The sequence below is a fragment of the Duncaniella sp. genome (genome assembly GCF_029056165.1).
Lineage (GTDB): Bacteria > Bacteroidota > Bacteroidia > Bacteroidales > Muribaculaceae > Duncaniella.
This window is the reverse complement of the sequence record NZ_JAIDBW010000034.1, coordinates 84,629-98,756: the sequence shown is the minus strand read 5'-3', so window position 1 is coordinate 98,756 and position 14,128 is coordinate 84,629. Positions and strand designations below refer to the sequence as shown.

Here is a 14,128-nt window from a genome sequence, read left to right as displayed (position 1 = left end):
TCCGTATCTTTGCCGAAAATGCAAATGTCATTCCTAAGTAAAAAGGAATCAAGAAATTCATACGATCATGAGAATAGCAATCATCGGAGCAGGTGCAATGGGTAGCGCAGTGGCATCCGGCCTGCTGAAATATGGCAACGGTAATTACGTCATCAGCGTCTCGAATCCCTCCGCCGCTCCATTAAAACCACTTGAGGAAGCGGGAGCACAGACCATGCACGACAATAAAGCTTGCGTCAAGGATGCAGACATCGTTATTGTGGCCGTGAAACCGTGGATTGTCGAAAGCGTACTCAACGAAATCAAGACAGCTCTCGATTACTCATGTCAGACAGTCGTCGTAATCGTGGCCGGAGTGACTGGAAAGCAGATGGAAGCATGGCTCGGAAAGGACAACGGAGACAAGGCCAAGCTTCTGATAGCCATGCCTAACACCGCCATGTCCGTCGCTCAGTCAATGACTTTTATCGTACCCGTGAATGCATCCGCGGATACCACTGCCGATGTTACTGCCTTGTTTGACTATCTTGGCGAGACTATGGTTATCGACGAGGCCCATCTTCCGGGTGCAACCGCGCTTGCATCATGCGGCATCGCATACGCCATGCGCTATGTCCGCGCGGCTTCCGAGGGGGGCGTGGAGCTCGGATTCAAGGCATCCGCCGCTCAGAAAATGGTGCTCCAGACCTTACGCGGAGCCATTGAGCTGCTGTCGGTCGAAGGTGCACATCCGGAGGCTGAGATCGACAAAGTCACGACCCCTGGGGGTATCACCATCCGCGGCCTCAACGAGATGGAACACGCCGGTTTCACCTCTGCCGTGATCCGCGGTCTGAAAGCATCAGTCAAATCTTAAAAACCACACTCAAATAATGGCACAGGAAAATAAAACCTTACGCATAGTGGTCAAAGTGGGAAGCAACGTGCTCACTCGCTCCGATGGCAAGCCGAACGTAACTAATATGTCGGCTCTTGTGGATCAGATAGCGGCTCTCCGCGCTTTCGGTCATGAGGTCATCCTCGTGTCGAGCGGTGCGGTGGCCTGTGGACGCGGTGCGTTGCAGCCGTCACGCCAACTTGATGCCGTCGCACAGCGACAACTCTTCTCATCAATAGGCCAGATCCGCCTGATAAATATATACAACACTCTCTTCAGCGAATATGGCTACGTGGTCGGACAGGTACTGACCCAGAAAGAGAATTTTTCGTCCCGTACATCCTACCTCAACCAACGGGCCTGCATGCAGACCATGCTCGAAAACGGAGTCATACCTATAGTCAACGAAAACGATACGGCGAGCCTGACCGAACTGATGTTCACCGATAATGATGAACTTTCAGGACTCATCGCAGCCATGATGGATGCCGACATGCTCGTTATCCTCTCGAATGTCGATGGTATCTATGACGGCAACCCTTCCGATCCAGAGTCTAAACTGATCCGGTGCGTATCACCCGGCGAGGATGTAAGCACCAATGTTGTTGCTGTCAAAAGCGGTTTCGGACGCGGAGGCATGGGAACAAAATGTGGCATTGCCCGCAAACTTTCGGAAGAAGGCGTCAGCGTCTATATCGCACGCGGCGACCGTCAGAACGTACTCGTGGATCTCATCACCAAACCGGAATCCACACCACACACCCTATTCGAACCACGCCCGGAACCGCTGAGCAATATCAAACGTTGGATTGCCCACAGCGGCAGTTTCGCCAAAGGAATAGTTCGTGTCAATGACAATGCGGCCTCCGCCCTACGCAGCGACCGTGCGGTAAGCCTGCTCCCGATCGGCGTGACCGGCATCGAGGGCGAATGGGAGGAAGGCGATATCATCACACTTACTTCCGCCGAAGGCGAGATCATTGGTTTCGGCCGTGCCTCACTCAACAGCGACGAGACCGTTGCGGCTCTCGGTCAGCGTGGAGGTCGCCCAGTGATCCATTACGACTATCTTTTCATTGAATAAGCGACCGACAGGTATCGTTGTCAAATCATACAACTTCCTCTACATAGTATCTGAATAATGGAAACCAATCTTAATGATATATTCAAAGCCGTCCGGAAGTCATCGCGCATCATATCCGCCATGACTGACGCCAAACGCGCAGAAGTATTGATGAAATTAGCCGCTGCAGTAGATGCTTCACACTATGAACTTCTTGAAGCAAATGCAGCTGACCTGCAACACATGGATACCGCTAATCCTCTCTATGACCGTCTGCGCCTTACCCCGGAACGTCTCACGGCTATTGCCGACGATATCCGCCATGTGGCACAGCTCCCCTCACCGGTCGGAGAGGTGATGGAGGAGCGTGTCCTACCCAACGGACTGCAATTGCGTCGCGTTCGCGTCCCCTTCGGTGTCATAGGCGTGATCTATGAAGCGCGCCCCAATGTGACTTTCGATGTATTCTCGCTCTGCTTCCGCAGTGGAAATGCCTGCCTCCTCAAAGGAGGCAGTGATGCATCCGCATCCAATGATGCAATTATACGCCTGATACATGATGTGCTTTCCGAATGTGGCGTCACGACTGATTGTGTGGCTCTGTTACCCTCGACCCACGAGGCAACAGCCGCGCTGCTGAACGCCGTGGGCTATGTCGATGTCTGTATCCCGCGTGGCGGTCGCCAACTGATAGATTTTGTGCGAGACAACGCTCGCGTCCCCGTCATTGAGACCGGAGCTGGAGTTGTAAGTGCTTATTTCGACAAAGATGGCGACACTGCTATGGGTCGTGATATAATCACAAACGCGAAAACGCGCCGTGTGAGTGTCTGCAACGCTCTTGACACACTGCTGATTCACCGTGACCGTCTCACAGACTTACCGGCCCTATGCGAAAACCTTGCGGAAAAGGGTGTTGAAATACATGCGGATGAAGAATCATACCGGGCATTGGAAGGCCACTATCCCGCCTCCCTACTAAAAACCACGGATGAAACCACATACACCACAGAATGGATGGACTATAAGATGGGATTACGCACGGTAGAATGCCTTGAAGACGCTTTGGAGCATATAGCCGAATACGGATCAGGACATAGCGAATGTATAATCACAGACAATCATGTTACGGCCGAACATTTCCAGCAATCGGTGGATGCAGCGTGCGTCTATGTCAACGCACCTACAAGCTTCACTGACGGCGCACAGTTCGGCCTCGGAGCTGAGATCGGTATCAGCACGCAGAAACTCGGTCCGCGAGGTCCGATGGGACTTCGTGAGATTACCACTTATAGATATTTGATAAACGGAAACGGTCAGACGCGACCCTAACGAATAATTTCAAAACTATATATAACGAATAAGGCTGTCATCCCGACAGCCTCAATTCGTTAATAAACCAATCATTATCACATTTCTTGCAATGGAAAAAGTTATTTTTCTTATATTTTTATAACGCCGTGACGGCAGAAAGGTTCATCGTGCAATAATTTTTTTCGCATACTCATCAGTAAGAATATTTCAACCAGCTGAAAACTCTATTTTTCTGAGCCTTGATTATCAGGAATGATTCTATAGTGCAAATGATTAGCACAATGATAAGATATTGATACTTTTCCAACCCTCCCATTACTGAACGTAATGCCATGAGGAGCGTCAGATGACTACAATAATATATCGTACTCATTTTTCTCAGATTCACTGCAAACTCTTCCCTTATATCGATTGAAGGTAGTTTCAGTGCCATCATGACCATTGCCGGAGCCAGCACAGAAAGACTGAAGTAGGCGTCATCAGCCCTACCGAAACCAAAATATTGAATGAGTCCATTTTCCATATATAATAATACAATACCGACAACAAGCATAAAAGTAATTGTACCAAGTCCGGAATCGAGCCAACCCTTCAACTTCATTCCCATGTAGATATACAGTAATCCCATAGGAAAACTATTATACATCTCATAATTATCCGTCCACTTCTGCAACACATCTCCATAGGGCACATAAGCCAGTAGATAATAATAATTTGAAGTGAGGCAACAGATCATAAACGTAATCACTCCTATTGTAAGGAGCACCCGATCATGTTTACGGAGCATACACGTTATCACTATTCCTATAATATAGGCCGATATATACCATGAGGCCGGAAAGGTACTCCTTATCAATACGCCCAAGATGATCTTTTCGATAATTTCCCCGACGCCTAATCGATACCAGTCCCTGATGATAAAAGTCGTCGGGAGCAATACGACAAACCAAAACAGATAAAGCATGGATGCTCGTTTAAGGAATTTCATCAATGCTTCACGCACCATTCCATCATCCTCAGGTAATCTTGAAAAGAAAAGATATGACGATAGGATGAAAAAAACGGGTACAGCCACGCGTAAGAACGGGATCTCGTAAGAATAACCGGCGTGAATCATTACTACGAGAATACTCATCAAGTACTTCAATACATCTATATTTTTCAGCATAACGTAACGAGAATGGAGTGCATAAGTGAAGGACCGAGCAGATCATTTGGAAATAATAACGATTGATCAGCGGCTTGCCATGCAAAGGTAATACTTCAACATGAGGTGCACAACATGAATATTACGCAAACCTTATTTTTACTGTTTATTAGATCGAACGCAAAGTCAAGCCGGACTTTATCGCGCGTCTGCTGGAAGTCTGCACATCAGACAATTACATCAAAACTATGTGCCCCATACCGTAGAATTACCTTCAACGGGACTATCAAGCCACGGCGATTCTGAAATCTGACATCCTCCAACCACTCCGAAACCATTGCTGACATTCGTGTAACTCCCCCTGAGAGGGGCAAAGCCATGCAGACCGAGGTTATTGTTCGCAATATCGTTGACAGATTTCAGGAAACTGTAGAACTCTTTTGTCAGACGGTAAAGATAGATTTTATATCTGTAATAGACTTTAGCCGTGGTTACATTACCGTCCCAATTTGTATAACTGAATTCTTCCGGTGTCAGATACGATGTGTCCATTCGCAAAGTGTATGTCCGTCCTTGGATCTCTGTATCGGTCCAGATATACAGGTAATCATAGTAATCATAATCGAAATTCAAGGCTGCATCAAGTCCCACCTTATTATTGAAGATCGGCTCATCATCGAAAGCGAAGTCACAGGTCACGATATTTCTATAAGCCACATCGGTCACCACATCGCCTACCGACTCCTGAAAGACTTCCTGACGAACCATCTTCACCCCGAAATAATCATCTGAACCGACAGGGTCGGTAAAAGTCACGCGAACCTGCATACCGACATTTTCTCCCGGCTTACATGTCAGCTCAACTTTCTCTACCGGAAAAGATTGAGGAACCACAGTTCTGGACGTAGCCTTAGGTAATCCTTTGTAAGCCGCTTCCACTTCTATCACATCACCAGCCTTTATTTTAGCTACGGAGTAGTAACACATCGGTGGTAAAATACCCCTGCCCTCCTCATTCCATAAAACTTCCTTCGCCTCTCCGTTGACATTGAAGTTAATCTCCGCTCCGGCAAGACCGAATGTCGGCAACCCGCTTCCGCCAAGCGTCACACTCTTGGATAGTTGTATCACAGTCGTATCCTGTCCGGCTACCGGCAGACAATACACCACGAGCTGTTCCTCGGAATCCAGTTCACCTACTTCAAAATAAGAATCGCATGATGAGATAAAAACTGCCAAAAGGACGCATATTATAGTTGATTCAAAAAACCTCATACTGATTTTGATTTAGAATTTTAGTGTATAACTGAACGACAACATTATCGGAGATAAAGCCGTAGCCCTTCCGACATACGATCCGTCGTCCCTGATCTTTATGCGTGCATAGAGCGGATTCATACGACTATACACATTATATATACTCACGTTCCAGATGCGCTCACGGCCACTTTTGCCGGTCTTACGGAAATTTACTCCCAGATCCAGCCTATGATAGTCGTCCAACTTGATATTATTAGGTTTATCATATACCCACACGTAATCGGTATCATATCCTGATTGCGGACCGGGCAATATCGGGCCTACGGCAAGCTGTTGAGGCACAGTCATGCGGTTTCCGGTATGATAGACCCAACCGACATACAGATCCACACCTTTGGATACCTTACATGAAAGATTGATGTTGAATTTATGGCGGTTGTCAAATTTGTCGGGATACCATCCGGCATAATACTCAGGGAAATTTCTTTCGCTCCATGAAAGTGTGTAGGCTGCATCAAGACTGACGCGCTCATTGCCGTAACTGCCTTCGATCTCGACTCCATAGCTCCGTCCACGGCCCTGACTCACATTGCTCTCCCAAGCCTCGTATGGAGGGGTGAGATTGTTACCGCCGTCATACTCAAGCAGATTCTTCGTGGTCTTATAATATCCCTCGACACTGAATCGCAGATTGTGAGGAAGCATCATATAAGCACCTGCCGCATATTGGCGTGAACGTGAGGGATGAATCTGCTTGGTGGATGGGACCCATATATCCATTGGCAGATTCAGGTAGGTGTTTGACAGCTTATGCATGAACTGGCTCATCTCCGTAAAGGAAGCTTTCAGAGTCAGACGATCGCTGCACTGATACCGCGCGGCAAATCTCGGCTCAACGGAGGTGTAGGTCTTGCCCGGAATATTGAATAAAGTCAGATGCAGTCCTGCATTGATCCGCAATCTCCTGCTGAGGGCTATATCATCTTCCGCATAAATGGATACTTCATGTCCTCGGAAAGAATGTTGAAGGTGACGCACGACGGTATCAATCATACTGTCGTCACCATGAATGCTCTCCGAAAAATAATTCTGCGGTCTGAAAAAGTGCATTAGGTAATTCGACCCCATCCTGATATGATTCCGACCGTCGGGACGGTAGTCAAACTCCATGCGGTAGCCTCCGTCATTAATCGTGGCATGGTTGGAAGTGTTCCATCGAGACATGAATGTAGTTTCATCCCCCTCAAACCGTTTGTCATCCAGAGAGTAGTCATTAATTGAATGGTTGTAGGTGTATAAACCGGTGAATACTCCGTAGAACTTCGATGAAAACTGATATTTCCAGTTGATGGCGGCAGTCAGACAGCCCCAACGGAGATCTATCTTCTCATGTTCATTACCGATAAGTGCCACAGGTTCAGGCGACAGTCGCTCGGTCTTCATTTCGTCCGTTATCTTGAAAACATCCTCACCGGAATAGATACTTATGTCGGCACGGCTCCGGTCTGAAAACACATGTGTGATCTTCGCATTGAAATCATGAAACGAGGTGCGGAAATAGTCGTCCGACGACCGATTCTTTCTGAGTTTCTGTAGTGGTGTCGTGATCAGATCCAGCCATGATCTTCGCAAGCCGACGTTGAACGAAGTGCGGTTTCTGACTATCGGGCCTTCGAATTGCAGACGGCCGTCCAGCAGCCCAATGCTGAATGTGCCGTGATAATCGGTCATATTGCCGTCACGCGTGCGGACATCAACCACTGACGAAAGTCGGCCTCCATAACGGGCCGGAAAACCACTCTTGTAGAAGTCGATGTTCTTAATCATATCGGTATTGAATGATGAGAAGAGTCCTCCCACATGGTTAACCTGATAGAGAGGCGTACCGTCAATCATGAAAAGATTCTCATCGTGACCGCCTCCATGCACATACAGTCCTGATATCAGCTCCGTCCCGGCGGCAACTCCTGAACGGGTCTGCAATGTCTTGACCACATCCGGCGAACTCAGCAGTGCAAATTCACGTCCGAGATCCTTGGGCGTAAGTGAGATCTTTCCGGTCGGAGTGGTGTGATGCGGAGAATTTAGATCGGCAGTAACCACGACCTCATCAAGCTGCTCACCACCATGAAGCAAGATGTCGTATCTCCGATCTGATTTAAGATCCACATCCACAGTTTCTTCCGGGAAACCGATAAATGAATAGCGAAGAGACCGCTTACCTTCAGGGAGTGTAAGGCTATAGAAACCATGCTCGTTCGTAAGCGTCCCCAGACCTGAGGCCGTATCGCGGACGGTAGCATTGATCACCGTCTCGCCATCCTCCTGCGTGACATAACCGCTCACAGTATGGTACTTTTTCGGAAGGATGACCACATAGTCGCCATTACGTTCCCAGCGCAACCCATTCCGGCCCAGAAGCAGCCTCAGAGCCTTGTCAAGACTCCTGCCCTCCAACGATGGTCCGGAATATGGCACATCAAGATCGAGAGATGAATCATAGACGAATTTCACGGAATATTCCTTTTTAAGATATTCCATTTTCTGCGACACTGTGTCAGCAGTCCTGCCCGCTACCGGTGAAGGACTCAGGAGGGAGAGTATCACCGACACTACACCCACGATGAATATCCTGCGCATCACTTCTGACGTTTTTCAATTTTTACATTCAGTGATTTCTCGATCATCTTAATGATCTCGTCAAGATCGTCGGTCTCGAATTCAGCCGTAAGTATCTTACCTTTAGCCTCACACGAGAGATCGACATTGAAATGTTCCGACAGTTCCTTTAGCACAGCGGCAAGCGGAGCGCGATTAAACACGAATCTGTGTGCCGATGCCTCAACAACGTCAGCCGTAGCAATGATCTGTGGCATCGTCTCACCTGATTGCAATGATGCAATCATTCCGGCCGTCAGCTCCACTCCTTCAGTCCGATCCTTGGCCCTGAAGAGCACTTTACCGCTCCTGACACTTACAGAGGTGACAGAATCACCCTGCAACTGCTCAACCGTGAACTCCGTACCAAGAACTCTGACCGAAGCATTTGAGTCCATGACGGTGAAGGGGACTTGAGGATCTTTATAGACCTTAAATTCAGCCTTACCCCTCATATCCACATCACGATGACCGTCACCGAAACCCGCACGCTTATAAGAGAGAGAAGAATGAGGATACAATACGACCTCCGAACTGTCTGGCAACAAATAGCTGACAGCTGCATCAGAAGCATAAAGACACACGGTCCGGTCAGACATATTGCGCACGAGAAGGAAGCAGCTAACCGCAGAAAGCAATAATGCCACGGCTACCACAGCCGCATATCTCTTCCAAAGCGACAGTTTCACCGGATGGTCCGATCTATATGTAGCCAATGCCCGGCGCGTGTCGAAGCGTCCGGGTGCGTAATACTTCAATACGAAATTAAGATGTCTGTTTTCTCTGTCCATAGGATTGAGTTTATCTGTTGTTTTTTATACCTACGACGGAGAGACTTTCCAAAAGTACTATGCCCACAAAAAAAATTTTCAACGCATACCTATCCAAAGAAAAACATATAGATACGATGACAACCATCCTTCAGTGCTTTCAGTGCCTTGCTCACCTGATTACGAACAGTATTGACCGAGATGCCCAGCTCCTCCGCAATCTCCTCGTATTTGAGACCGTCACGTTTACTCATCAGAAACACTTCACGGCAACGCTCCGGCAGGGAGTCGATCGCTGTCCACATCCGGGCTTCGATGAATGATGCCTCCTCGTAGTCCTCATCATCGTGACGCTCCTCGAACTCCTCAGGTGTATGTCCGTAATCTATCCTGTTGTCACGTCTCAAGATATCAAGACAGCGGTTGCGGACCATCATGTAGAGATAGCCCTTCACCTGCCCGATGGAATTCAAACTGTCTCCTCGTTCGAGAAAATCCGTCAGACAGTCCTGCACCACGTCCTCGGCATTCTCCGGAACACGGAGGTAATGAAGGGCGTAGAGACAGAGCGGACGGTAGTACCGCCGGAATATCTCATCGGCATCTATGGCCTTGGAGAGAACGTAGGTCATGGCTGTTTCTATGAATGGAGTTCTGATCGAAATTAGTCCGGTTTTCGATTTTTTCAGTCGCAAATGTAGGGAATAATTTTCATGTCAGGATAAAATCAGAGACAAGAATCTACATTGTCAGTAGAAAATTTTATGAAATACATAGATATTTCCGGCCAATCCGGGTATCAAAATAGCCTGTCCTTAAAACACGCTTCAGCCAAATTTGGTAATGAAAACCGGCCAAATCAGGTAATGAAAACCAGCCAAATTGGGTAATGGAAACCAGCCAAATTGGGTAATGAAAACCGGCCAAATTTGGTAATTACAATATAATTCATTAATTTTGTGGAAAATATAAGTCTTCATGGAAAATATATATCGCCACAGAATAATAGATACCGAAGTAAGCAGACGATTGAAAAGCGTCGGTGCAATCGTATTGGAAGGAGCTAAGTGGTGTGGGAAATCAACTACAGCCGAGCATCATTGTAAAAGCGCGATATTTTTATCCGACCCCAAACGCAAATCTCAGTATCTCCTATTTGCTGAGGAAAATCCGGAACTAATTCTTGACGGAGAAATCCCTCGTCTAATAGATGAATGGCAACTTGCGCCTGAACTTTGGGATGCTGTCCGCTACACGGTTGACCACCGTAGGCAACGCGGCCAGTTCATCCTGACAGGCTCGGCAAAACCGGCAGATCGGACAAAAATAAGCCATTCCGGGACAGGAAGGTTCGCTTGGTTAAGAATGAGACCAATGTCACTCCATGAGTCAGGAGACTCATCGGGTGATGTCAGCCTTGCCAAACTGTTTGAAGATCCGGACTACCGGATAGGATGTGAAGCGAATGCCGACTTAAAAAAAATTGCTTTTCTGATATGCAGAGGTGGTTGGCCGGTAGTGACTGATCTACCGGAAGAAGTCGCCCTTGATCCGGCACAAGACTACTATAATGCTGTGGTAAACATAGATATCCGTGAAGTTGATGGAGTAGATCGTAGTGTGGAGAGAGCTCGAAGACTCATGCGTTCCTACGCCCGTTTTCAAGGCACTCAAACCTCGGTTAGACAAATTGTTGAGGATATGAATGGCGGAGATCCGAATGTGATGGAGGACAAGACGGTACGCAACTATCTTGACGCGCTTCGCTCGATGTTTGTAATCGAGGATATGCCTGCTTGGAATCCAAACCTGAAATCGAAAACAGCGATACGCAGTACGGATACACGCTACTTTGTCGATCCGTCAATAGCCACCTCAGCCTTAGGTATCGGACCGGGGGATCTTCTTAACGATCTTAAAGCATTTGGCCTTATCTTCGAGACTCTTTGCGCACGCGATCTACGTGTTTATTCCCAACCTCTCGGCGGAGAAGTGTACCATTACAGGGATAAAAATGGTCTTGAATGTGATGCAGTCGTACATCTTCCTAATGGTCAATACGGACTGATAGAAATCAAACTTGGTGGTGATGCCCAGATCGAAGCTGCTGTCGATAGTCTTAAATCTTTAGCCTCAAAAATCGATCTGGAACGTATGAAAGCTCCCTCATTTCTTATGGTGCTGACAGCAGTCGGTTCATTCGCCTACCGTCGCAGAGACGGTGTCCTTGTTATCCCGGTCACAACTTTAGGGGCATAAACAACCTCAACGAACGCTATGCACTAAAATTATTTTTTGATTTTCTATCTGATTCTTTGTAATTTTGCGGATTGAAGGGGCATACGCTGTATTGACAGCAATCGCTCCGCATGAAAAACAATTGAAACAGAATAAAAACAACCATTAAATATATAATAAGCAAAGTTCTGCTATGTATAGGACCAAAACATGCGGCGAACTCCGACTCAGCGATGCGGGTCAGGAAGTGACCCTCGCCGGTTGGGTGCAGCGCGCCCGCAAGATGGGTGGTATGACCTTTGTTGATGTGCGTGACCGCTACGGCATCACTCAGGTGGTATTTAATGTCGAGAACGATGCGGCTCTCTGTGACGCCGCCAGTCATCTCGGACGTGAATTCGTGATACAGGTGACCGGCAAGGTTGCCGAGCGCACAAGCAAGAATCCGAATCTTCCGACAGGCGACATCGAGATCATCGCCACTGACCTCAAGGTGCTCAACCGCAGCGACGTTCCTCCCTTCACCATCGAGGACGATACTGACGGCGGTGACGATCTCCGCATGAAATACCGCTATCTCGACCTACGCCGTAACTGCGTGCGTGCCAATCTTGAACTCCGCCACCGTATGGCATTCGAGATCCGCCGCTACCTCGACTCCAAAGGTTTCCTCGAAGTCGAGACTCCGGTGCTCATCAAATCAACACCCGAAGGAGCACGTGACTTCGTCGTGCCCTCACGCATGAACCCCGGCGAATTCTATGCCCTCCCCCAGTCACCTCAGACATTCAAACAGCTCCTCATGGTCAGCGGCTTTGACCGTTACTTCCAGATCGTGAAGTGCTTCCGTGACGAGGACCTCCGTGCCGACCGTCAGCCGGAATTCACACAGATTGACTGCGAGATGTCGTTTGTCGATCAGGAGGACGTGCTCAACATGTTCGAAGGACTCGTGAAACACATCTTCAAATATGTCAAAGACATTGATTTCACCGAACCCTTCCCCCGCATGACATGGGCCGATGCCATGCGTCTCTACGGATCAGACAAGCCCGATACCCGTTTCGGCATGGAATTCGTGGAGATCAAGGACCTCACCGGCGGCAAGGGCTTCGCCGTGCTTGACGATGCTGAATACGTCGGCGCGATCGTCGCTCCCGGATGCGCCGACTATACCCGCAAGCAGCTCGATCAGCTCACCGACTTCGTCAAGCGTCCGCAGATCGGTGCAAAAGGCATGATGTGGGTCAAGGTTGAAGCTGACGGCTCGATCAAATCATCCGTATCAAAATTCTATACTGAAGATGAGCTCCGCGCATGGGCTGACCGCTGCGGTGCAAAACCGGGCGACCTCATCCTCATCCTTGCCGGCCCGACAATGAAAACCCGCAAGCAGCTCTGCGAACTCCGTCTGGAAATGGGCTCACGCCTCGGTCTCCGCGATCCGCAGAAATTCTCCTGCCTCTGGGTCATCGACTTCCCCCTCTTCGAATGGGACGACGAAACACAGCGTTACTACGCCATGCACCATCCCTTCACCGCACCCAATCCTGACGATATCGACCTCCTCGACAGCGACACCGGTGCAGTGCGCGCTACAGCATACGACATGGTGGTCAACGGCAACGAACTCGGCGGCGGATCAATCCGTATCCATGACGCAGCCCTTCAGGACAAGATGTTCCATCTCCTCGGTCTTTCCGAAGAGGACGCACGTTACAAATTCGGCTTCCTGATGAACGCATTCAAATTCGGCGCACCCCCTCACGGCGGTCTTGCATTCGGATTCGACCGTTTTGTCAGCATCCTCGCCGGACTTGACTCGATCCGCGACGTCATCGCATTCCCGAAGAACAATTCAGGCCGTGACATGATGATCGATGCGCCCTCGGCCATCGATGACTCTCAGCTCGATGAGCTCTGCATCCGTCTCGACCTCAAGGACGAAAAGAAATAACTGGATCATGAGCGCGAAGCAATCCGTGACGCTTGCCGATATTGTCGGGTGCATTGAAGACTTCGCCTCTCCCGGCCTTCAGGAGAAGTGGGACAACACAGGCTGGCAGCTATGCCCGCACAGCCCCTCGTCGCCATGCACCGGAGTCATGCTCTGTCTCGACGTGACCCCCGAAGTAGTCGCTGAAGCAGAGGCGGAAGGCTGTAACCTCATCATTTCCCACCACCCCTTGATTTTCAAAGGTCTAAGGCAGATCACCGGCGCTTCACCAGTGGAGCGTGCGGTGATCTCCGCTATTTCAGGGGGTATAGCCGTCTATTCATCCCATACAGCCCTTGACTCCGCAAGCCTCGGAGTGTCACACAAGCTCGGCACTATGCTCGGACTGGAGGATATGAGCGTGCTCGCACCACAGCCCGGCAGTCCGCTCACCGGACTCGGTGTCATAGGCCGCTTTGTAGCTCCGCTAACGACCGATGCATTCATCCATCGTGTGAAAGAGGTCTATGGTGCACCGGTGATCCGCCGTTCGGCCGGCCCGGAAGGGATGACTGAAGTGAGTCGCGTGGCACTCTGCAGCGGTTCCGGAGGTGAGTTCGTCGGCACTGCCATCGGGAAGGAAGCCGATGCCTATATCACATCCGACACACGCTATCATGACTTCGTTGACTTCGGAAAAAAGATCCTGATGATAGATACCGGCCACTTTGAGAGCGAAATCTGCACTAAATCAATTTTTTCGGCCATAATTTCAGAAAAATTTCCTACCTTTGCAGTCCGGCAGTCGCGCGCCGAACAAAATCCGGTGCGCTACGTCTGACAAAGAATTATAAAAATTCTACTA

11 protein-coding genes are annotated in these 14,128 nt (G+C 49.0%); 6 read left to right on the top strand and 5 right to left on the bottom strand.

Annotated features, from left to right (window positions below; all coding sequences use genetic code 11):
• Positions 1-67: 67 nt before the first annotated feature.
• Genes proC through K2G41_RS07245 form a run of 3 tightly spaced genes read left to right on the top strand, consistent with a single transcriptional unit; the run spans position 68 to position 3,272 of the window.
• Positions 68-856 carry a pyrroline-5-carboxylate reductase gene (gene proC / locus K2G41_RS07255; RefSeq protein ID WP_300116830.1) on the top strand — a complete coding sequence of 263 codons (789 nt, stop codon included), beginning with the start codon at positions 68-70 and terminating at the stop codon, positions 854-856.
• 16 nt (positions 857-872) lie between these two features.
• Complete coding sequence (gene proB / locus K2G41_RS07250) at positions 873-1,961, top strand: glutamate 5-kinase (RefSeq protein ID WP_300116829.1); 1,089 nt, start codon at positions 873-875, stop codon at positions 1,959-1,961.
• A 57-nt stretch (positions 1,962-2,018) separates the two neighbouring features.
• Positions 2,019-3,272 carry a glutamate-5-semialdehyde dehydrogenase gene (locus K2G41_RS07245; protein ID WP_300116828.1) on the top strand — a complete coding sequence of 418 codons (1,254 nt, stop codon included), beginning with the start codon at positions 2,019-2,021 and terminating at the stop codon, positions 3,270-3,272.
• A 175-nt stretch (positions 3,273-3,447) separates the two neighbouring features.
• Here K2G41_RS07245 and K2G41_RS07240 read toward each other — a convergent pair whose 3' ends face one another.
• The 5 genes from K2G41_RS07240 to K2G41_RS07220 form a co-directional block, all read right to left on the bottom strand.
• Complete coding sequence (locus K2G41_RS07240) at positions 3,448-4,422, bottom strand: acyltransferase family protein (RefSeq protein ID WP_300116827.1); 975 nt, start codon at positions 4,420-4,422, stop codon at positions 3,448-3,450.
• Between the two features lie 225 nt (positions 4,423-4,647).
• Positions 4,648-5,640: a DUF4249 domain-containing protein gene (locus K2G41_RS07235; protein ID WP_300116825.1), complete on the bottom strand. Its 993-nt coding sequence runs from the start codon at positions 5,638-5,640 to the stop codon at positions 4,648-4,650.
• A gap of 48 nt (positions 5,641-5,688) precedes the next feature.
• The gene (locus K2G41_RS07230) at positions 5,689-8,301 is read right to left on the bottom strand and encodes a TonB-dependent receptor (RefSeq protein WP_300116823.1); all 2,613 of its coding nucleotides are present in this window, start codon (positions 8,299-8,301) and stop codon (positions 5,689-5,691) included.
• A complete protein-coding gene (locus K2G41_RS07225) occupies positions 8,301-9,110 on the bottom strand; it encodes a FecR domain-containing protein (protein ID WP_300116821.1) in 810 nt (269 codons plus the stop codon). Before K2G41_RS07225 ends, K2G41_RS07230 begins: the two co-directional genes overlap by 1 nt.
• An 89-nt stretch (positions 9,111-9,199) precedes the next feature.
• Positions 9,200-9,721 carry an RNA polymerase sigma-70 factor gene (locus K2G41_RS07220; protein ID WP_300116819.1) on the bottom strand — a complete coding sequence of 174 codons (522 nt, stop codon included), beginning with the start codon at positions 9,719-9,721 and terminating at the stop codon, positions 9,200-9,202.
• Between the two features lie 346 nt (positions 9,722-10,067).
• Here K2G41_RS07220 and K2G41_RS07215 point away from each other — a divergent pair, with 346 nt between their 5' ends.
• The 3 genes from K2G41_RS07215 (at position 10,068) to K2G41_RS07205 (ending at position 14,104) form a co-directional block, all read left to right on the top strand.
• A complete protein-coding gene (locus K2G41_RS07215; RefSeq protein WP_300116817.1) occupies positions 10,068-11,348 on the top strand; it encodes a DUF4143 domain-containing protein in 1,281 nt (426 codons plus the stop codon).
• A gap of 172 nt (positions 11,349-11,520) precedes the next feature.
• Positions 11,521-13,284, top strand: coding sequence for an aspartate--tRNA ligase (gene aspS / locus K2G41_RS07210; protein WP_300116815.1), 1,764 nt, complete (start codon positions 11,521-11,523; stop codon positions 13,282-13,284).
• Positions 13,285-13,291: 7 nt separating this feature from the next.
• Entirely contained in the window at positions 13,292-14,104 is an 813-nt protein-coding gene (locus K2G41_RS07205) for a Nif3-like dinuclear metal center hexameric protein (RefSeq protein WP_300116813.1), read from the top strand.
• The last annotated feature ends 24 nt before the right edge of the window (positions 14,105-14,128 follow it).

Bases quoted from the DNA above. Each gene is read 5' to 3' on its own strand.
- K2G41_RS07225 (WP_300116821.1), bottom strand. From the start codon at position 9,110: ATGGACAGAGAAAACAGACATCTTAATTTCGTATTGAAGTATTACGCA.
- K2G41_RS07240 (WP_300116827.1), bottom strand. From the start codon at position 4,422: ATGCTGAAAAATATAGATGTATTGAAGTACTTGATGAGTATTCTCGTA.
- K2G41_RS07230 (WP_300116823.1), bottom strand. From the start codon at position 8,301: ATGCGCAGGATATTCATCGTGGGTGTAGTGTCGGTGATACTCTCCCTC.
- proC (WP_300116830.1), top strand. From the start codon at position 68: ATGAGAATAGCAATCATCGGAGCAGGTGCAATGGGTAGCGCAGTGGCA.
- K2G41_RS07215 (WP_300116817.1), top strand. From the start codon at position 10,068: ATGGAAAATATATATCGCCACAGAATAATAGATACCGAAGTAAGCAGA.
- K2G41_RS07220 (WP_300116819.1), bottom strand. From the start codon at position 9,721: ATGACCTACGTTCTCTCCAAGGCCATAGATGCCGATGAGATATTCCGG.
- aspS (WP_300116815.1), top strand. From the start codon at position 11,521: ATGTATAGGACCAAAACATGCGGCGAACTCCGACTCAGCGATGCGGGT.
- proB (WP_300116829.1), top strand. From the start codon at position 873: ATGGCACAGGAAAATAAAACCTTACGCATAGTGGTCAAAGTGGGAAGC.
- K2G41_RS07205 (WP_300116813.1), top strand. From the start codon at position 13,292: ATGAGCGCGAAGCAATCCGTGACGCTTGCCGATATTGTCGGGTGCATT.
- K2G41_RS07245 (WP_300116828.1), top strand. From the start codon at position 2,019: ATGGAAACCAATCTTAATGATATATTCAAAGCCGTCCGGAAGTCATCG.